We start from the raw sequence: 19,486 nt of genomic DNA, 5'->3' as shown, positions 1-19,486 counted from the left end.
CGCGGCAGGGCAGGTGCATCAGTTGGCGATCATCTGGCGCAGCACGTAGTGCAGGATGCCGCCGACCTTGAAGTACTCGACCTCGTTGAGAGTGTCGATGCGGCACAGCACTTCGACTTCCTCATGTGTGCCGTCTTCACGGGTGATGATCAGCGTCAGGGGCATCTGCGGGCGCAGTTCCACGCCTTCCAGACCTTCGATGGCCAGCACTTCCTTGCCGGTCAGTTTCAGGCTGGTGCGGTCGGTACCGGGTTTGAACTGCAGCGGCAGCACGCCCATGCCCACCAGGTTGGAGCGGTGGATGCGCTCGAAGCTCTCGGCGATCACCGCCTTGACCCCCAGCAGGTTGGTGCCCTTGGCCGCCCAGTCGCGACTGGAGCCGGTGCCGTATTCCTTGCCGGCGATGATCAGCAGCGGCGTGCCTTCGGCCTGATAGCGCATGGCGGCGTCGTAGATCGCCAGCTTCTCGCCGCTGGGGATGTGCAGGGTGTTACCGCCTTCCTCGCCGCCGAGCATTTCGTTGCGGATGCGGATATTGGCGAAGGTGCCGCGCATCATCACTTCATGGTTACCCCGGCGCGAGCCGTAGGAGTTGAAGTCGGCCTTATCCACGCAATGCTCGCTCAGGTAGCGCCCGGCCGGGCTGTCGGCCTTGATGTTGCCGGCCGGCGAGATGTGGTCGGTGGTCACCGAGTCGCCGAGCAGGGCGAGGATGCGCGCCTGGCGGATATCGGTGATACGTGGCGGGTCGCCAGCGATATTCTCGAAGAATGGCGGATGCTGGATATAGGTGGAGTCGCCTTGCCAGGCGTAGGTATCGGCCTTGGGCACGGCGATGGCCTGCCATTTCTCGTCGCCGGCGAAGACTTCGGCGTATTCCTTACGGAACATGGCGGTGTCGACCTGGGCGATGGCCTGGGTGATCTCGGCCTGGGTCGGCCAGATATCCTTCAGATATACCGGTTGACCGTCCTTGCCGGTGCCGAGGGCATCGCGGGTCAGGTCGAGGCGCACGCTACCGGCCAGGGCGTAGGCCACCACCAGGGGCGGCGAGGCCAGCCAGTTGGTTTTCACCAGCGGGTGCACACGGCCCTCGAAGTTGCGGTTGCCGGAGAGCACCGAGGCGACGGTCAGGTCGGCCTGGGTGATGGCTTTCTCGATGGGCTCACGCAGCGGGCCGGAGTTGCCGATGCAGGTGGTGCAGCCGTAGCCCACCAGGTCGAAGCCGAGCTTCTCCAGATAGGGCGTCAGACCGGCAGCGTCGAAGTATTCGGTGACCACCTTGGAGCCGGGGGCCAGCGAACTCTTCACCCAGGGCTGGCGCTGCAGGCCTTTTTCCACGGCTTTCTTGGCCAGCAGACCGGCGGCCATCATCACGCTGGGGTTGGAGGTATTGGTGCAGGAGGTGATGGCGGCGATCACAACTGCGCCGTCTTTCAGGCGATGGGTATGGCCGTCGTCTTCATAGTCGACTTCGCCGCTCTGCTTGTCGCCGCCCACGGCGGTACCGCCGCCGCCTTCGCTGAGCATGCGGCCTTCTTCTTTGGCCGCCGGTTTGAGCTGCAGGCCGACGAAATCGTCGAAGGCCTGGCTGACCTGGCCCAGCGAGACGCGATCCTGCGGGCGCTTCGGTCCGGCCAGGCTGGCTTCGACGCTGCCCATATCCAGGCTCAGGCTGTCGGTGAACAGCGGCTCGGCGCCTGGCTCGCGCCACAGGCCCTGGGCCTTGCTGTAGGCCTCGACCAGTTGCACGGTGGCATCCGGGCGGCCGGACAGACGCAGGTAGCCGAGAGTGATCTCGTCCACCGGGAAGAAGCCGCAGGTGGCGCCGTATTCCGGGGCCATGTTGGCGATGGTGGCGCGGTCGGCCAGGGGTAGGTCGGCCAGGCCGTCGCCGTAGAACTCGACGAATTTGCCCACCACGCCTTTCTTGCGCAGCATCTGGGTGACGGTGAGCACCAGGTCGGTGGCGGTGATGCCTTCTTTCAGCTTGCCGCTGAGCTTGAAGCCGATCACTTCGGGAATCAGCATCGAAACCGGCTGGCCGAGCATGGCCGCTTCCGCCTCGATGCCGCCGACGCCCCAGCCGAGTACGCCGAGGCCGTTGATCATGGTGGTGTGCGAGTCGGTGCCGACCAGGGTGTCGGGGTAGGCGAGGGTGGCGCCGTCTTCTTCTTTGGTCCACACGGTGCGCGCCAGGTACTCGAGGTTGACCTGGTGGCAGATGCCGGTGCCTGGCGGCACCACGCTGAAGTTGTCGAAGGCGTGCTGGCCCCAGCGCAGAAAGGCGTAGCGTTCGCCGTTGCGCTGCATTTCCAGCTCGACGTTATCGTGAAAGGCGCTGGAGGAGGCATAGCGGTCGACCATCACCGAGTGGTCGATAACCAGGTCCACCGGCGACAGCGGGTTGATCCGCTGCGGATCGCCGCCGGCCTTGGCCATGGCGTCGCGCATGGCGGCCAGGTCGACCACCGCCGGCACGCCGGTGAAGTCCTGCATTAGTACGCGCGCCGGGCGGTATTGGATCTCGCGGTCGGAGGCGCGCTGGTCCAGCCAGTCGACCATGGCTTGCAGATCCTGCGGCTGCACGGTCTGGCCGTCTTCGTTGCGCAGCAGGTTTTCCAGCAGGACCTTGAGCGACTTGGGCAGACGGTCGATGTTGCCGAGGCGTTGGGCAGCCTCGGGCAGGCTGAAATAGCGGTAAGTGGCGTCGCCGACTTTCAGTTCGCGGCGGCAGTTCAGGCTATCGAGGGAGGGCATTGCACATCTCCTTGGGCCCGCACGGTTCGGGCTGTGTCTGATGGCGGCAGACCTTCAAGCTAGTTCGGCTTGAGCGGTCTGGCTAGCGCATATCCTTAATCGGTTGCTATGTGCTGCCTGGTCTGGATGGCCGGATTTCATCGAAACACGATGACTGGCGGCTTCATATATGTAGGCAGCACATGTATAGCTGGACAGGTTTAGCGGCTCTGGGTTCCGGTCTCGGGTATCATGCGGGCCTCGAGGAGAGCCTTTGATGAATACCCTGTTTCTGCATTGCCGCCCCGGTTTCGAAGGGGAGGTTTGCGCCGAGATCACCGACCTTGCTGCACGCCTGGATGTACCAGGCTACTCCAAGACCAAGCCCGGCAGCGCGTGCGCCGAGTTCGTCTGCAGCGAGGCGGCCGATTGCGAACGGCTGATGCGCAGCGTGCGTTTCAATCAGCTGATCTTCCCGCGGCAATGGGCGCGCGGGATCTATGTCAGCCTGCCGGAAAGCGACCGTATCAGCGTGTTGCTGGAGGCGCTGGCTGATTACCCGGTGTGCGGCAGCCTGTGGCTGGAAGTGGTGGATACCAACGACGGCAAGGAACTCTCGACCTTCTGCAAGAAGTTCGAGGCGCCGCTGCGCAAGGCGCTGCTCAAGGCCGGCAAACTGGTGGACGATGCCAAGAAGCCGCGCCTGCTGCTGACCTTCAAGAGCGGCCGTGAGGTGTTCGCGGGCATCGCCGAGGCGGACAACCAGGCGATGTGGCCGATGGGCATTCCGCGCCTGAAGTTTCCGCGCGAGGCGCCGAGCCGCTCCACGCTCAAGCTGGAGGAAGCCTGGCACCATTTCATCCCGCGCGAGCAGTGGGATCAGCGCCTGGCGGCGGGGATGACCGCGGTCGACCTGGGCGCCGCACCGGGCGGCTGGACCTGGCAACTGGTCAATCGGGAAATCCGCGTCACCGCCGTGGACAACGGGCCGATGGCCGAAAGCCTGATGTATTCCGGCTTTGTCGTGCACCAGCGCGCCGATGGTTTCACCTTCCGCCCACGGCATCCGGTGCACTGGATGGTCTGCGACATCGTCGAGAAGCCGGCGCGCACGGCGGCGATGATCGAAACCTGGCTGGGCGAGGGGCTGTGCCGCGAGGCGGTGGTCAACCTCAAGCTGCCGATGAAGCAGCGCTATGCCGAAGTGCGGCGCCTGCTTGATCGCATCGAATCGGGGCTGGTCGAGCGCGGCCTGAAGGTAAGCATCGGCTGCAAGCAGCTGTATCACGACCGTGAGGAAGTGACCTGCCACCTGCGTCGGCACGGCAAGTGATGGTCTGCGCGTAGGTGACCTGAAGGTCAGCTTTGCGCGACAATGCGCGCCTGTTTGTGGAGCCCCTTATGTCCGAAGTCCTGACCCTCAACCACGATGACCTGCTCGACGCCAGCGGCCTGAATTGCCCGGAACCGGTGATGATGCTGCACAACAAGGTGCGCGACCTGTCGCCGGGCGGTCTGCTCAAGGTGATCGCCACCGATCCCTCTACCCGCCGTGATATTCCCAAGTTCTGCGTGTTTCTCGGCCACGAGCTGATCGGTCAGGCCGAGGAAGACGGCGCCTACCTGTACTGGATTCGTAAGAAGGCCGACTAGGCGACGCATGTCGCATGTAGGGTGCGCCGTGCGCACCGTTGATGTGCCTTGATTCGGGTTATCTGTGGTTATTGGTGCGCGCGGCGCACCCTACGGTTCTGCGTCGTTTTCAGCTCTGTTCCATCCCGCCTGCCCCGGCGCCAGGCCGCAGCTGTTCAGTAGTGTTTGCCAGGCCTTGACGTGACGCGCCGTGGCGGCGCGGAAATCCTGCCATAACGAATCCTGCTCGCCGGCCAGCCGCTGCAGGTGTTCGCGGGTGGCTGGAGGAATGCCGTCGATGCGCTGCAATTGCAGCAGTGCCGCCTGCCACTGCTGACCGCGCTGGTCGACCTTTGCCAGATAGGGCTGCAGGCCGCCAGCGTAGAACTTGACGAAGATGTTCTGCAGGATGCGCCCGCGCGGCGTCGCCTGGCCCAGTGGGCAAAGGGGGCGGTCCTGTTGGCGCTGCTCCAGCATCTCGCTGCCGACGTCGAGGGTGTGGCGCAGGCTGGCCAGGCTGGTGATCAACTGGCTGCCCTGTTCGCTGGCATAGAGGGCAAAGAACAGCGGCTCCAGCTCGTCAGTATTCGGTGGTAGTTGTGCAGGCAGGGCGGCTCCGATGCTGGCCAGTCGCTGCAATGCGCCCAGCGCGGCGCTGTCTTCCAGCGTGTCCACCGGCAAGGCCTGATCGGCGAAACGCAGATAGTTCTCGAACTCCGGGCTGCCGTTCAGCGCATTCCAGAATACTGCGGGCAGTTGCTGGCGCTTGTCGCTGGCCAGGTGCTGCAGCGTGGCCTTCAGGCTGGAGTCTTCCTGCAGATGGGGCAGGCAGGCATCGATGGCGCGCAGCAGATCACCTTCGTAGCCCAGGCGCTGGCTGGGCATCAGTTGCTTGCCCAGGCTGCTGTTACGCTGGCTGATCAGTTGTTGCAGGTGCGGGCAGCGCCGTGCATCGATCACCAGATCGAGCAGGCCGATACGCAACTCGGGAATCTCGCTAAGCCGCTCACGCCGGGCCGGCAGGCGGTACTGGCTGACACTGCGATTGTCGAAGGCGTTGCCGTCAGCAGCATCGAGTGAGCGTTGCAGGCGTTGCAGGTAATCGCTCTGCAGGGCCAGGCCGTCGTTGGCCGGGCCGCATGCAGCGAGCAGAAGTAGGCAGAGGAGCAGGGCTGGTCGAATCATGCGCTCAGTCTAGAGCTGATCTCCTGCCTATCCAATGACTCAGGCGGCCCGGCGAATGCGCTTGCGTGCGCTGCGCGCCAGGCGCACGGTGAGCATCGCCGCGGCGCAGGTCAGACCCACCACCAGGCCCTGCCACAAGCCGCTGGGCCCGCTGGGCTCGCCGAACAGGTCGGACAGCCCCAGCGCATACCCCACCGGCAGGCCGATGCCCCAGTAGGCGAACAGGGTCAGCAGCATGGTGATGCGCGTGTCCTGGTAGCCACGCAGTGCGCCGGCCGCGGTCACCTGAATGGCATCGGAGAACTGGAACAGCGCCGCATAGACAATCAGTGTTGCCGCCACGGCGATCACCGTTTGGTCCGGCGTGTAGATCTGCGCGATCTGTTCGCGCAGCAGGAACATCAGGCTGGCCGATATGCAGGCATAGCCCAGTGCTGCCGCCATGCTCACCCCGGCAGCGAAGCGCGCCTCGCGCGGCTGACCACGGCCCAGCGCCTGACCGACGCGTACGGTGGCCGCCATGGCCAAGGAGTAAGGGATCATGAACACCATGGAGCTGAAGTTGAGCGCGATCTGGTGACCGGCCACCACGGTGGCGCCAAGCCCGCCGATCAGCAGGGCGATCACCGCGAAGATGCTCGACTCGGCGAACACCGCGATACCGATCGGGACGCCAATGCTCAGCAGGCGTTTGATCACCGTCCACTGCGGCCATTCGAAGCGGGTGAACAGCGCGCTGGCACGGTAGTAGGGCGCCCACTTCACCCAGACCAGCATGCCGATCAGCATGAAGCCCATCACCAGTGCGGTTGCCCAACCGCAGCCAACGCCACCCATGGCCGGCAGGCCGAACTTGCCATAGATGAAGATGTAGTTGGCGGGAATGTTCAGCAGCAGGCCGATAATGCCCAGCACCATGGCCGGGCGGGTGTGGCCAAGGCCGTCGCTGAAACAGCGCAGCACGTGATACAGCGCCACTGCCGGAAAGCCGCAAGCGACCGCGCGCAGGTAGCCCATGGCTGGGGTGATCAGCTCCGGGTCGACGTTCATCGTGCGCAGGATGAATTCGGCGTTCCACAGCAGGGCTGCGGCGCTGCAGCCGACAACCAGCGCCAGCCAGAGCGCCTGGCGCACCAGCGGGCCGATGTCGGCCTCTTGGCCGGCACCGAAGCGTTGCGCCACCTTGGGCGTGGTCGCCAGCAGGATGCCGGTCATCAGCAGGAATACCGGTACCCAGATCGAGTTGCCCAGTGCCACGGCCGCCAGGTCCTGCGGGCTGACGCGCCCGGCCATCAGCGTGTCGACGAAGCCCATGGCGGTGTGCGCCAGCTGGGCGATGATGATGGGCGTGGCCAGGAGCAGGAGGCTGCGCAGTTCCGTGCGCACGCGGCCAAGGCGGCTGTCGGTGGACATTTCGACTCTTCGGGATAACAGGAAACCGCGTAGTCTACGCCTTGACGTAGCGGTCAGGAAAGAACGATCTGCCCCTCTGTCTGGCGGCCTGTGGGTCTAAAGTGCCGGCTGATTTAGCAGGCTGTTGAAAAACGTAGGCGAGGCAGCCAGTGCAAGGCAATAACAGTCGAGAAAGCGCAGTCTACGTGTTGTAAATGAGCATTTTGAGGCTGTTTTTAACGCAGCAATGGCAACGCAGGTAGTTTTTCAACGGCCTGTTAGAATGGCGGCCTGCCCGATGGAGCCTGCCATGCACATAGTCGCCGACGAAAACATTCCCCTGCTCGATGAGTTCTTCGCCGCGTTCGGCAGCATCCGTCGCTTGCCGGGGCGCGCCATCACAGCGACCGATGTGCGTGATGCCGACCTGCTGCTGGTGCGCTCGGTGACCCAAGTGAATCGCGCCTTGCTCGAAGGCAGCCGGGTGCGCTTCGTCGGCACCTGCACCATCGGCACCGACCATCTGGATCTCGATTACTTCGCCGAGGCCGGCATCGCCTGGAGCAGTGCGCCTGGCTGCAACGCCCGTGGCGTGGTGGATTACGTGCTGGGCAGCGTGCTGACCCTGGCCGAGCGTGAGGGCGTCGATCCGGCAGCGCGGATTTATGGCGTGGTCGGGGCGGGGCAGGTTGGCGGGCGTCTGGTCGATCTGTTACGTGGTCTCGGTTGGCAGGTGCGGGTGTGTGACCCGCCGCGCCAGGCTGCCGAGGGCGGCGACTTCGTCAGCCTGGAGCAGATCATCGACGAGTGCGATGTGATCAGCCTGCACACGCCGCTGGACGCTTCGACGCGGCATCTGTTCGGTGCGACTCGCCTGGCGGCATTGAAGCCAGGAACCTGGTTGATCAACGCCAGTCGCGGTGCCGTGGTGGACAACGCCGCGCTACGCAGCTTGCTGCCGCAGCGGCCAGATCTGAAAGCGGTACTGGACGTGTGGGAGGGCGAGCCGCAGGCCGATGTTGAGTTGGCCGCCCTGTGCCAATTAGCGACGCCACATATTGCCGGCTACAGCCTGGACGGCAAGCTGCGCGGCACAGCGCAGATCTACCAAGCCTGCTGTCGCGCGTTGGGCGTGGCTGAGCAGGTGAGTCTGGCCGATCTGCTGCCGGCGCCCTGGTTGAGTGAGCTGAGCATCGACGGCAGCGCCGATCCGGCATGGGCGCTGGCCAGTATTTGCCGCTCGGTGTACGACCCGCGCCGCGACGATGTGGATTTTCGCCGTAGCCTGGTCGGCGATGCCGATGCGCGTCGCGCCGGCTTCGACCGACTGCGCAAGCATTACCCTATGCGCCGCGAGATCGATGGCCTGCACGTACGCATTCAGGGTGATGCAGCACCACTGACCGCGCTGGTACGAGCCCTGGGCGCGACCCTTGTGTAGGGTGCGCTGTGCGCACCGGCTGATATCGCAGAGCACCCGAGGTGCGCACAGCCTAGGTGGCCCCGCGACACCCTACGATAAGGCGCTATCCATGCGCCTTATTTTGCGTTAATTGAATTGCATGCAATTTAATTGCTCGCTACCTTGTTCGTCACTTTCAGCCCATTCAGGACGATTCCCCATGAGCAACGCGCTTTTCGATATCCCGGTCACCACCATCAAGGGCGAGCAGAAGACCCTGGCTGACTTCGGCGGCAAGGCCGTGCTGGTGGTCAACACCGCTAGCAAGTGCGGCTTCACCCCACAGTACAAGGGCCTGGAAAACGTCTGGCAGCAGTACAAGGACAAGGGCTTGGTGGTGCTCGGTTTCCCCTGCAATCAGTTCGGCAAGCAGGAGCCGGGTGACGAGGGCGCCATCTCGGAATTCTGCGAGCTGAACTTCGGCGTCAGCTTCCCGCTGTTCAAGAAAGTCGACGTCAATGGCAGCGATGCTCACCCGTTGTTCGTGCAATTGAAGAAGCGCGCACCGGGGCTGCTGGGCAGTCAGGGCATCAAGTGGAATTTCACTAAGTTCCTGATTGGCGAGGATGGCCAGGTGGTCAAGCGTTTCGCCCCGACCACCAAGCCCGAAGAGCTGAGCAGCGAGATCGAAGCCCTGCTGAAATGAGTACTTTCGATACCGCTGGGCTGCAGTTGGACAATCAGTTGTGCTTCAAGCTCTACGCCGCCTCACGTGCGGTGATCCGCGCCTACAAACCGATGCTCGACGGCCTCGGCCTGACCTACTCGCAATATCTGGTGATGCTGGTGCTGTGGGAGTGGCAGGAGCGGGCGCCCGAGCAGCCGACGCTCAAGGCGCTCGGGCAACGTCTGCAACTGGACTCCGGGACCCTGACGCCGCTGCTCAAGCGTCTGGAGCAGATGGGGCTGGTGCAGCGCCGTCGCGCGCAGGTGGACGAGCGTGAGGTGCATCTGGCGCTGAGCGAGGCTGGCAGGGCGCTCCAGGGGCAAGTCTTGCCGCTGAAGGCGCAGTTGCTCTGCCAGTTCGACGATCAGGACCTGCTGGAGATGGAGGGGCTGCGCCGCAGTCTGGATCGCCTGTTGGCCAGGCTCAGCGAGTGAGGTCGGCGGGCAGCCAGGTATCCAGAATGGCCGCCAGTTCCTCGCGGCGGAAGGGTTTGGCCAGGTAGTCGTTCATGCCGGCGGCGCGGCAGCGTTCGCGTTCGTCGGACAGCGCATTGGCGGTCAGGGCGACAATGGGCAGCTCGGGCCAGCGCCCGTTGCTGCGAATGCGCCGGCTGGCCTCGTAGCCATCCATCACCGGCATATTGCAGTCCATCAGTATCAGGTCGACAGGTTCCTGCTCCAGAACCTCCAGCGCTTCACCACCATGGCCGGCTACCAGCACCTGATAGCCGAGCTTGCCCAGCATGCCCTTGGCGACCATCTGGTTGACCGGGTTGTCCTCGACCAGCAGTACGCGTGCACTGCTTTCCCGCACAGGCTGCGCCTGGGCACTGCTGTGAACGTCGCCGTCGTCGCTGTGCAGGACGTGCCGCAGCTCCTGTAGCAGGCCATTGCGCGACACTGGGCGGGCGATCTGCAGCAGCGGCATAAGGCGTTGTGCCTGCTCATGCGGCAGGAAGTTGCCGTAGGCGGTGACCAGCAACACCGGTGTGTTCATCGCCGGACGAATGCCGAACAGGCATTCCGGGCAATCGCTGATCAGCAGGTCGGCCTCCACGCCGTGCAGGTTGGCATCGGTAGCCAGGCGCTGATAACTCAGGCCCCAGGCGGGCAGCCACTGGCTGAGCATCTGTTGCAGGCCGCTGCTGGCCGGGGTCAGCGCGACGATGCGGCCCTCCAGCGCCGGTTGTGAGCTGGCTTGTACATGGGCAGGCAGCGGTAGCTCGGCGCAGAACTCACTGCCGAAGCCTTCTTTCGATTGCAGGCTCAGCTTGCCGTGCATTGCCTCGCAAAGGCGCCGCGTCAGAGCCAGGCCGAGCCCGGTGCCGCCGTACTCACGGGTGATGCCCACTTCGGCCTGGGCGAAGGGCTGAAAAATGCGCGCCTGGGCGTCTTCGGCGATGCCGATGCCGGTATCGCGCACGCGAATGCTGATGCCGTCCACCGCGCAGGCGACGATCAGGTCGACGCGGCCGAAGCGGGTGAATTTGAGCGCATTGGACAGCAGGTTGCTGACGATCTGGCGAACCCGCGTCGGATCGCCCAGCACCTGCGCCGGCAGTGCCGGATCGATCAGGCAGGTCAGCTCCACGGCGTTGGCGGCGTTCTGCGACAGCAAGCTGGCGGTCTCTTCGGCCAAGGCGCCGAGGTCGAAGGGGATATCCTCCAGTTCGAGCTGACCAGCTTCGAATTTGGACAGGTCGAGAATGTCGTTGAGCAACTCCACCAACACCTTGCCGGAGTCGTGTGCGATACCCAGCTGTTGGCGCTGCTCGGCGCTGAGCGGGCCGTCCAGGGCCAGGGCGAGCATGCCCAGCAGGCCGTTGAGCGGGGTGCGGATCTCATGGCTCATGTTGGCCAGGAAGGCCGAGCGCGCCTGCGCCATGTTCAGGGCGGTGGTGCGCGCCGTTTCCAACTCGGCGTTGGACTGGCTGAGGCGCACGTTGGTCGCCTTGAGTTCGGCGGTGCGGGCCGAGACGATGTTTTCCAGTTCGCTCAGGTACTGGGTCAGGCGATCCTCGGCGTTGCGCCGTTGCTCGATCTCCAGCGCGATGTTCGACAACTGGCGGTTGGTGACCTCGACCAGGGTGCCGATCTCGTCGTGCTCATGGCCTTTGGGGCAGGGCACCGGGCGATGCTGCGGGTCCTGCGGGTTGCGCTCGCTGAGTGCTCGAATCACCCCGGTCAGGGGTTTGGTCAGCATGAAATAGAACAGCACCAGCAGGATCAGCGACAGCAGCAGGCTGCGCGCGAACCCGGTGAGCAAGGTCAGCATCGAGCGTTTCAGGAAGTGGCTGCCGAAGGCGTAGGTGTCGACCTCCAGGCGCAGAAAGCCAAGGGCTTCGTCGGGGGCGTGGCTGACGTGGAGCGGGTCCTGAAACTGCCGTTGGGCGCCGAACAGGCTGTCGCTCAAGACCCGATAACGGCTTTCGCTGCGTGGACGGCTGACGCTGGCCAGAACCAGGCCGCTGTTGTCGATCAGTTCAGCGCGGGTCACCGCAGGGGAGCGCAGCAGGCCGAGGACCAGCTCCTGGGCCAGTTCGGCGTCGATGTTGTAGGCGATGCGGGCGGCAGGGTTGTGGCTGATTTCCAGCAGAGCACGAATCTCGCGGTTGATGGAGGCCTCTTCGCTGGCATAATCGACCGCCACCTGGGTGACGCTGAGCAGCGTACCAAGGATAAACGCCACCAGGACGGTCAGACCGGCCTGTTTGAACGACAGACGATTGGTGAGCGATATATCCATGAATGCGTGCGTCGTCTCTGATCCTTGGGCGCTTGCCAAGCATAGCTGATAGCGACCCTGTACCGGCAGAGCCTGCAACGTGCGGTTCTGCGCAAAAGGAGTAGTAGATCGTGGATTCCCGATTGCTGAATTTTCTCGCCCGCGCCGAACAGGTGCTGGAGCGCATCGAACCCCTGCTGCCTGCACTGCGTCCGGAAGTGGACTGGAGCCAGTGCGTGGCGGCGCGCTGGGTGCGTGATGGGCGCAGCGGCTACCTGCTGCCGCTGGATGTCAGCCTCGATCTGTCGCTGAGCGACCTGCTGGGTGTGGATGCCCAGCGCGAGCAACTGGCGCGCAATACCCGCCAGTTCGTCAGCGGCATGCCGGCTAACCACGCCTTGCTCTGGGGCGCGCGCGGCACCGGTAAATCATCGCTGGTGCGTGCCTTGCTCGCCGAGCACGCCAAGGCCGGCCTGCGCCTGATCGAGATCGAACGTGATCACCTGGCCGATCTGCCGCGCGTGGTCGAGCTGCTGGCCGGCCTGCCGCAACGTTTCGTGTTGTTCTGCGATGATCTGTCGTTCGAGGCGGGTGAGGGCGACTACCGTGTGCTCAAGAGCGTGCTCGACGGCTCGCTGGAGCAGGCGCCGGACAATGTGCTGCTGTACGCCACGTCCAACCGCCGCCATCTGGTGCCCGAGCATCAGAGTGACAACGAGAACTGGAAGAGGGTCGACGGCGAGCTGCATCCCAATGAGGCAGTGGAGGACAAGATCGCGCTGTCCGACCGTTTTGGCCTGTGGCTGTCGTTCTATCCCTTCACTCAGGATCACTTCCTGATCGTCGTGCGCCACTGGGTGGACGTGCAGGCGCGTCAGGTCGGGCTGAACTGGAGCTGGGACGAGGCGCTGGAAAAGGCCGCCATCCGCTGGGCGCTGGGTCGTGGTAACCGTAATGGCCGCTGCGCTTATCAATTCGCCCGCCACTGGGTCGGGCTGCAACTGCTGGAGCAACAGGCATGATCGATCTTTCCCAGGCGGGTGACGGCCTCAATGGCTATCCGTTGCTGACTGCGCAGTTGCAGGCGCTGTTATCCGGCGAGCGTGATTTCATTGCCAATGCCGCGCAGTTTTCCGCCTTTCTGTTTCACGAGCTGGCCGACCTGAACTGGGCTGGCTTCTATCTGGTCAAGGATGGCGAACTGGTGCTTGGCCCGTTCCAAGGCAAGGTGGCCTGCGTGCGCATCGCCTTCGGTCGTGGTGTCTGCGGCGCAGCGGCGGCCAGCCTGCAAACCCAGCGAGTCGAGGATGTGCATGCTTTCCCGGGGCACATTGCCTGCGATAGTGCATCGAACAGCGAACTGGTGGTGCCCTTGGTCAAGGACGGCCGCCTGATTGGCGTGCTGGATCTGGACAGTCCGTCGGTAGGGCGTTTCACCGAGGTGGATCAGACCGGCATCGAAGCGCTGGCAGCGGTATTCCTGGCTGCCAGCGACTGCTGAATACGCCCATGGTGCGGCTCTGTCTGAGGCGATGTGGCGGTGTGGGCGCGGTCCGGTAGGGTGCGCCGCGCGCACCCTGCGAAGCGGGCTCAGCGCTTGGCGCCGATCTTCTCCAGCGTACGCAGTTCACGCGGCAGCAGTTGCTGTGTGGATGCACGGTTCTTGATGCGCTCGTAGTGCGCCATCAGGTTCGGCCAGCGGCCGGCATCCAGGGTTTCCCCGCCATGCTCCATGTTGATCAGCTGGCTGGCCAGCGCCAGGTCGGCCATGGACAGCTGCTCACCGAGGAAATAGGGCGCATCACCCAGCGTGGTCTCGAAGTAGTCGAAGTGGTTGGGCAGTTTGTCCCTGAGCGTCTGCTGCACCTTTTCCTCGTCGCAGGGCTGACCCATGGTGGCTTTCAACACGCGGTTGCGGAACACGGTGAAGGTGCACAGTGGCGCCAGCTCGTAGTCGGCGTATTTTTCCAGCCAGCGCACCTTGGCGCGTTGCTCTGCATCGGCGCCATACAGCGGTGTGTGCTCGGGGTAGCGTTCTTCCAGGTATTGGCAGATGACGCTGGAGTCAGCCAGCTTGAGGTCGCCGTCGCGAAAGGCGGGAATTCGGCCTAGCGGGTTGAGTTCGCGAAACCAATCGGGCTGGCCGAAGGGCATGACCACTTCGAGCTCGTAATCCAGGCCCTTTTCGATCAGGCACAGGCAGAGTTTGCGGACGAAGGGGGACAGCGGTGCCCCGTATACGGTCAGGCTCATTGCAACTCCTAGCGGCGGTCAGTGTGCTCGAGTGAGCGTGGCGATCCTCAGTCGTAGATGTTCTTCTTCTTCCAGTCGTCGCCTTCCAGATCTTTCAGACCTTCGGTCAACTGGCTCGGTTCTTCCGCCGTAGGAGCATTGTTGTTGAGCACCATGGCATTGGCACGTGCCAACTGCTCCTCGAATCGTTTGAGCTGCGCCTGGTAGGGCGCGGGATCTGGCTGCTTGCGCAGGTACTGCACGCCACGCTCGAAGGCCAGGCGGGCCTGGCCGGGTTGTTTCTGCTGCATGGCTGCCTGGCCCAGGGTGCTGAAGAACTCGATATGCACCAGCACCAGCATCTGCCGAATCTGCTTGAGCCAATGCTTGCCGTCGCCCGCGGGTAGCAGGCCGGCCTGAACCGAACCGGTGATCAGGGCATGCAGGTTTTCCAGCAGAAAACGCACGTCCTTGGCTTTGGCTTCGTTGGCGATGGGTTGAGGAGGGTTCTTCACGGCAATGGATTCGCCCTGAGCGACCTGCGCCTTCAGCGTGTCGATATCGCTCCGAAGGGTGGTGTTCTGTTTCTCCAGTGGCAGTAAGCGTTCGCTGGCCTGCAACTGTAACTGGCTCAGCAGTAGCTTCAGCTGCGGCGTCATCAATTGGCCAGGTATACGCTCGGAGATGTCCTGGCAGCGACGAATTCGGTCGAGCAGATCGGCGCGCTGGCGCGCTTTCTCCAGCTTGCTGTTCTCGACGGCGTGGTTGATGTAGGCAATCACCATCAACAGGGCGATGCCGCCGACGATCAGCATGGTTATCACGAGTGCGGACACTGCTTGGGACCTCTCGAGAATCGACTTTTCGACCGAGTGTAGTGGCTTGGTCGCATGGCTCCTAGTGGCATATCGATTTCTGGGCTGAAGTCTTTGATTTTAAAAATTTTTTAGAGAGTGGTTGACGACCTTTAAAAGCCTCCATAGAATGCGCGCCACTTCCAGCGCAAAGCCCAAAGCGAAGCGAAGGAAGCCGGAAAGTTGCTTGATGTTCCGGGGTGTGTCCCCTTCGTCTAGTGGCCTAGGACACCGCCCTTTCACGGCGGTAACAGGGGTTCGAGTCCCCTAGGGGACGCCACTTTCAAGCTGTAATGCGGGAATAGCTCAGTTGGTAGAGCACGACCTTGCCAAGGTCGGGGTCGCGAGTTCGAGTCTCGTTTCCCGCTCCAAATTTTGGAAATGCTGCTTAGGCAGGGTTTCAAACGAAGTTCCAAGGTCCCCTTCGTCTAGTGGCCTAGGACACCGCCCTTTCACGGCGGTAACAGGGGTTCGAGTCCCCTAGGGGACGCCATTTCAAGTTGTACTGCGGGAATAGCTCAGTTGGTAGAGCACGACCTTGCCAAGGTCGGGGTCGCGAGTTCGAGTCTCGTTTCCCGCTCCAAATAAACGAAAACGCCGCTCAATCGAGCGGCGTTTTCGTTTCTGTCGTTTGCTGCCAGAAAAAGCCCGCTCGGTGTATCGGCGGGCTTTTTCGTTGCTGGCCGGCCAGCGATCAGTGCTTGGCGCCGTCAGTGGGCAGGGCCAGCAGCTGTTTTTCCAAGTTCCAGTCGAAGGGCTCGTCGTTCTCTTCCGCTTCGAAACGGCGCTCGTCGAGGGTCTGGTACAGGGCGATTTCTTCGTCGGGCATGAAGTGCAGGCAGTCGCCACCGAAGAACCACAGCAGATCACGGGGGACCAGGTGGGCAATTTGTGGGTAGCGGTGGAACACCTGGCTGATCAGATCCTGGCCCAGATACTGGCTGGAAACCGGGTCGCGCGGCAATTCGGCGAGCAGTTCGTCGTAGCGCTCGAGGAACAGGGCGTGGCTGTCGTCGAGCACCTGTTCGGCTTCGCCCAGGGCGACGAGGATGCCGCGCAGGTGATTGAGCAGGGCGAGGTGGTGTTCGATATGGCTGGCCATGGTGCAGGTTCCTGAAGGGTAAAACGGGCGCAGGAGTATAGAGTTCCTGACGCCCGCTGTCCCGTTTGGCTGGCCTTTGCGTCGGAGGGGGCGGTCGCGATGCAGAAGCTCGCGGCTGAAGCCCCTCCCACAAGCGATAGCGTCAGCGTACCTTGCCGCTCTCCAGCGTGAGCTCTTCCTTGGCGAAGTCGTCGACGTCGATCACTCGACGCCGAGCCGCTTCGGCCGCTTGCAGGCGTTGGCCCTGTTCGCCGTCGAGGATGCCGGCGGCGATCGCCGCTTCGATGGTGTCCTGGCCAGGAGCCGGTTGCAGGCTGCCGTCCTTGAGCGCCTGATGTAGGCGCTTGCGCGCGTCCTGGCTGGCCTGCACGAGGTTCAACGCATGCTGCAGGGCGCCCACCGAATCCTGATCGGCCTGCGGGCGGTAGCAACCTTCCAGCACCGACTCCAGAGCAGGATCGCCGGCCTGGCGGCCGATGATTGCCGCCACTTCGGCGTCCAGTGCGTCGCTCGGGCCCTGGTGGCGGCGGCCCAGAGGGAACACCAGTACTTTGAGCAGGCAGCCGAACAGGCGGTTGGGGAAGTTGCTCAGCAGGTCATCCAGCGCTTGTTCGGCGTGGTAGAGGTTTTCCTCCATGGCCCAGCGCAGCAGCGGACGAATCGCTTCCGGGTAGTCCAGGTCGTGGTAGCGCTTGAGTGCGGCCGAACCTAGGTAGAGGTGGCTGAGCACATCGCCGAGGCGGGCGGACAGGCGCTCGCGGCGTTTCAGGTCGCCGCCGAGCAGCATCATGCTGCTGTCGGCGCACAGGGCGAAGGCTGCTGCCAGACGATTGAGGGCGCGGTAGTAGGGCTGGCTGAGATCGTCACCCGGCACAGTGCCCAGGCGGTTCAGTGTCAGGCCGAGAAGGAAGCTGCTGGCAGCGTTGCCGACGGCGAAGCCGATATGGCTCATCAGCAGTGAGTCGAACTCGATCAGTGCCTGGTCCTTGTCGTCGCGGTCGGCCAGGGACATTTCCTTTAGCACGTACGGATGGCAGCGGATGGCGCCCTGACCGAAGATCATCAGGTTGCGCGAGAGGATATTGGCGCCCTCGACAGTGATGAAGATCGGCGCGCCCTGCCAGGAGCGGGCCAGGTAGTTGTTCGGGCCCATGATGATGCCCTTGCCGCCGTGCACGTCCATGGCGTGGCCGATGCACTCACGGCCGCGCTCGGTCAGGTGGTACTTGAGAATCGCCGACAGTACCGAGGGCTTCTCGCCCAGATCGACGGCGTTGGCAGTGAGGATGCGCGCGCTGTCCATCAGCCAGGCGTTGCCGCCGATGCGCGCCAGGGCCTCCTGAATGCCCTCGAAGGCGGCCAGCGGCACGTTGAACTGCTCACGCAGCTGAGCGTACTGGCCGGTGGCGAGGCTGGTGAACTTGGCCGCGCCGGTGCCGACCGCCGGCAGAGAAATGGAACGGCCGACCGACAGGCAGTTCATCAGCATCATCCAGCCCTTGCCGAGGTACTCCTGGCCACCGATCAGGTACTCCAGCGGAATGAACACGTCCTTGCCGGAGTTCGGGCCGTTCATGAAAGCAGCGCCCAGTGGCAGGTGACGGCGGCCGATTTCTACGCCGGGCGTGTCAGTGGGGATCAGCGCCAGGCTGATGCCGAGGTCTTCCTTGTCGCCCAGCAGATGATCCGGGTCATAGGCCTTGAAGGCCAGACCGAGCAGGGTCGCCACCGGGCCGAGGGTGATGTAGCGCTTCTCCCAGTTCAGGCGCAGGCCGATCACTTCTTCGCCGTTGTACTGGCCCTTGCAGATGATCCCGGTGTCCGGCATGGCACCGGCATCGGAGCCTGCCAGTGGGCCGGTCAGGGCGAAGCAGGGGATGTCATCGCCGCGTGCTAGGCGCGGCAGGTAGTGCTGGCGCTGCTCATCGGTGCCGTAGTGCAGCAGCAGTTCGGCTGGGCCGAGGGAGTTGGGCACCATCACGGTGGAGGCCAGGTCGCCGCTGCGGGTGGCCAGCTTCATCGCCACCTGCGAGTGGGCGTAGGCCGAGAAGCCCTTGCCGCCGTACTCCTTGGGAATGATCAGGGCGAAGAAACCATGCTGCTTGATGTGTTCCCAGGCTTTCTCTGGAAGGTCCATCTGCTGGCCAACCTGCCAGTCGCTGATCATGGCGCAGAGTTCTTCGGTGGGGCCGTCGATGAACGCTTGTTCTTCGTCGGTCAGCTTGGCCTTGGGGTAGGCCAGCAGCTTGTCCCAGTCAGGCTTGCCGCTGAACAGCTCGCCATCCCACCACACCGTGCCGGCTTCGATGGCGTCGCGTTCGGTGGCTGACATCGGCGGCAGTACGCGCTGGAACCAGGCGAACAACGGGCTGGTGAACAGTTGCCGGCGCAGATCACCGAGCAGGATGAACGCGGCGACGGCGCCGGTGACGATCCACAGCAGCAGTTGCAACCAGCCCGGTACCGGGCTGAACAATGCCATGGCCACCAGATAGGCTGCGGTGATGCCGAGGGCGGGTAGGGCGGCGGTACGGCTATGGGCCAGGTAGGCGACCCCGAGCAGCAGAACCAGCAACCAGATGACGAGCATGTGCATTCCTCCATGATTCGAGCGGGCGACGCCCCGAGCATAGCCATAAATGGCGGCAGGGGCGGTGAGCTTGGCCGGATCGTCGTGAACGTGGCGCAATTGACGAGATTAGACTGAAGCAAACTTCAGGAGCCCTCGCCATGCAGACCTATCTACGTCCCGGCCGCTTCATTGACAGTGACCATCGCGCGGTAGTCGAGTTCGCCGAACGTTGGCGTGGTGCGTCACGAGAACCGACCAGTCAGGCCGTGGCCCTGTATCTGGCGGTGCGTGACGAGGTTCGCTACAACCCCTATGCCTTCAGCCTCGATGCGCAGACATTGAAGGCCAGTCATGCATTGGCGGCCGGTGAGTCCTACTGCGTGCCCAAGGCCAATCTGCTCGCTGCCTGTGCCCGGCATTGCGGGATTCCCGCGCGTATTGGCCTGGCCGACGTGCGCAATCACCTGTCGACGCCGCGCCTGCTGGAGCTGCTGCGTAGCGAGGTGTTCGCCATGCATGGCTATACCGAGCTGTATCTGGATGGGCGCTGGGTCAAGGCCACGTCGGCGTTCAACGAGGCACTGTGCCGGGTATTCAAGGTGGCGCCGCTGGAATTCGACGGCGTGCATGACAGCGTCTTCCACCCTTACAACGACCAGGGGGAGCGCTACATGGAATACCTGCACGATCACGGTCAGTTCGAGGATCTGCCCGAGCAACTGTTCTTCGACCATCTGCGCGGGTGTTATCCGCATCTGTTCGAGGTCGGCGCGTTGGAGCTGAACGGCGATATGCAACGTGAGGCCAGTGTTATCGACTGAGTCGATAATCAAGATTGGCATGACGGTCTTTTATCTGCGCGCCGGGGTCGGTAGGGTGCATGCCAGAAAGAAATGGGCGAAACACCCGGTTGCAATCGGGGCTC

General features: G+C 63.5%; 16 protein-coding genes and 4 tRNA genes. 12 read left to right on the top strand and 8 right to left on the bottom strand.

Annotated features, from left to right (window positions below; translation table 11 throughout):
* Positions 1-18: 18 nt before the first annotated feature.
* Complete coding sequence (gene acnA / locus CDO35_RS06080) at positions 19-2,760, bottom strand: aconitate hydratase AcnA (RefSeq protein WP_099523061.1); 2,742 nt, start codon at positions 2,758-2,760, stop codon at positions 19-21.
* A gap of 256 nt (positions 2,761-3,016) precedes the next feature.
* Between acnA and rlmM the strand changes: the two genes are divergently transcribed.
* Both rlmM and tusA read left to right on the top strand, forming a co-directional pair.
* A complete protein-coding gene (gene rlmM, locus CDO35_RS06075) occupies positions 3,017-4,072 on the top strand; it encodes a 23S rRNA (cytidine(2498)-2'-O)-methyltransferase RlmM (protein WP_099523060.1) in 1,056 nt (351 codons plus the stop codon).
* Between the two features lie 68 nt (positions 4,073-4,140).
* Positions 4,141-4,392: a sulfurtransferase TusA gene (tusA, locus tag CDO35_RS06070; protein WP_425048528.1), complete on the top strand. Its 252-nt coding sequence runs from the start codon at positions 4,141-4,143 to the stop codon at positions 4,390-4,392.
* 90 nt (positions 4,393-4,482) lie between these two features.
* Here the strand turns inward: tusA and CDO35_RS06065 are convergent, their stop codons facing one another.
* Together CDO35_RS06065 and CDO35_RS06060 are read right to left on the bottom strand one after the other, a co-directional pair.
* Positions 4,483-5,556 (bottom strand): DUF3080 domain-containing protein, encoded by a 1,074-nt coding sequence (locus tag CDO35_RS06065; protein WP_099523059.1) that lies wholly within the window; start codon positions 5,554-5,556, stop codon positions 4,483-4,485.
* A 39-nt stretch (positions 5,557-5,595) separates the two neighbouring features.
* Entirely contained in the window at positions 5,596-6,969 is a 1,374-nt protein-coding gene (locus CDO35_RS06060; protein ID WP_099523058.1) for an MATE family efflux transporter, read from the bottom strand.
* Positions 6,970-7,258: 289 nt separating this feature from the next.
* Between CDO35_RS06060 and pdxB the strand changes: the two genes are divergently transcribed.
* The 3 genes from pdxB to CDO35_RS06045 all read left to right on the top strand — a co-directional run bounded on the left by pdxB (position 7,259) and on the right by CDO35_RS06045 (position 9,511).
* A complete protein-coding gene (gene pdxB, locus CDO35_RS06055; protein ID WP_099523057.1) occupies positions 7,259-8,389 on the top strand; it encodes a 4-phosphoerythronate dehydrogenase PdxB in 1,131 nt (376 codons plus the stop codon).
* Between the two features lie 181 nt (positions 8,390-8,570).
* Positions 8,571-9,056 (top strand): glutathione peroxidase, encoded by a 486-nt coding sequence (locus CDO35_RS06050; RefSeq protein WP_037002727.1) that lies wholly within the window; start codon positions 8,571-8,573, stop codon positions 9,054-9,056.
* On the top strand, positions 9,053-9,511 hold the full coding sequence (locus CDO35_RS06045; RefSeq protein ID WP_099523056.1) for a MarR family winged helix-turn-helix transcriptional regulator: 459 nt from the start codon (positions 9,053-9,055) through the stop codon (positions 9,509-9,511). The genes CDO35_RS06050 and CDO35_RS06045 overlap by 4 nt, the downstream gene beginning before the upstream one ends.
* On the opposite strand, the gene CDO35_RS06040 is transcribed toward CDO35_RS06045, so the two are convergent.
* On the bottom strand, positions 9,501-11,822 hold the full coding sequence (locus tag CDO35_RS06040) for a response regulator (protein WP_099523055.1): 2,322 nt from the start codon (positions 11,820-11,822) through the stop codon (positions 9,501-9,503). The genes CDO35_RS06045 and CDO35_RS06040 overlap by 11 nt on opposite strands.
* A 110-nt stretch (positions 11,823-11,932) precedes the next feature.
* Between CDO35_RS06040 and CDO35_RS06035 the strand changes: the two genes are divergently transcribed.
* Both CDO35_RS06035 and CDO35_RS06030 read left to right on the top strand, forming a co-directional pair.
* The gene (locus CDO35_RS06035; RefSeq protein WP_099523054.1) at positions 11,933-12,823 is read left to right on the top strand and encodes an ATP-binding protein; all 891 of its coding nucleotides are present in this window, start codon (positions 11,933-11,935) and stop codon (positions 12,821-12,823) included.
* Complete coding sequence (locus CDO35_RS06030) at positions 12,820-13,302, top strand: GAF domain-containing protein (RefSeq protein WP_099523053.1); 483 nt, start codon at positions 12,820-12,822, stop codon at positions 13,300-13,302. The genes CDO35_RS06035 and CDO35_RS06030 overlap by 4 nt, the downstream gene beginning before the upstream one ends.
* A gap of 89 nt (positions 13,303-13,391) precedes the next feature.
* On the opposite strand, the gene CDO35_RS06025 is transcribed toward CDO35_RS06030, so the two are convergent.
* Together CDO35_RS06025 and CDO35_RS06020 are read right to left on the bottom strand one after the other, a co-directional pair.
* Entirely contained in the window at positions 13,392-14,054 is a 663-nt protein-coding gene (locus CDO35_RS06025; RefSeq protein WP_099523052.1) for a glutathione S-transferase family protein, read from the bottom strand.
* Between the two features lie 47 nt (positions 14,055-14,101).
* On the bottom strand, positions 14,102-14,869 hold the full coding sequence (locus tag CDO35_RS06020; RefSeq protein WP_243699052.1) for a hypothetical protein: 768 nt from the start codon (positions 14,867-14,869) through the stop codon (positions 14,102-14,104).
* Between the two features lie 222 nt (positions 14,870-15,091).
* Between CDO35_RS06020 and CDO35_RS06015 the strand changes: the two genes are divergently transcribed.
* The 4 genes from CDO35_RS06015 (at position 15,092) to CDO35_RS06000 (ending at position 15,470) form a co-directional block, all read left to right on the top strand.
* A tRNA-Glu gene (locus CDO35_RS06015) sits at positions 15,092-15,167 on the top strand.
* Positions 15,168-15,182: 15 nt separating this feature from the next.
* Positions 15,183-15,258: transfer RNA gene (locus tag CDO35_RS06010), tRNA-Gly, on the top strand.
* A gap of 46 nt (positions 15,259-15,304) precedes the next feature.
* Positions 15,305-15,380: transfer RNA gene (locus CDO35_RS06005), tRNA-Glu, on the top strand.
* A 14-nt stretch (positions 15,381-15,394) separates the two neighbouring features.
* Positions 15,395-15,470, top strand: a tRNA-Gly gene (locus CDO35_RS06000).
* Positions 15,471-15,581: 111 nt separating this feature from the next.
* On the opposite strand, the gene CDO35_RS05995 is transcribed toward CDO35_RS06000, so the two are convergent.
* Positions 15,582-15,989 (bottom strand): PA2817 family protein, encoded by a 408-nt coding sequence (locus tag CDO35_RS05995; protein WP_099523050.1) that lies wholly within the window; start codon positions 15,987-15,989, stop codon positions 15,582-15,584.
* 142 nt (positions 15,990-16,131) lie between these two features.
* The gene (locus CDO35_RS05990) at positions 16,132-18,579 is read right to left on the bottom strand and encodes an acyl-CoA dehydrogenase (protein WP_099523049.1); all 2,448 of its coding nucleotides are present in this window, start codon (positions 18,577-18,579) and stop codon (positions 16,132-16,134) included.
* A 140-nt stretch (positions 18,580-18,719) separates the two neighbouring features.
* Here CDO35_RS05990 and CDO35_RS05985 point away from each other — a divergent pair, with 140 nt between their 5' ends.
* A complete protein-coding gene (locus tag CDO35_RS05985; RefSeq protein ID WP_099523048.1) occupies positions 18,720-19,382 on the top strand; it encodes a transglutaminase-like domain-containing protein in 663 nt (220 codons plus the stop codon).
* The last annotated feature ends 104 nt before the right edge of the window (positions 19,383-19,486 follow it).

It is taken from the genome of Pseudomonas sediminis (assembly GCF_002741105.1).
Taxonomy (GTDB): Bacteria; Pseudomonadota; Gammaproteobacteria; order Pseudomonadales; family Pseudomonadaceae; genus Aquipseudomonas; species Aquipseudomonas sediminis.
Note: the sequence above shows the minus strand (reverse complement) of the source record. Positions and strands in the feature narration are given on the sequence as shown.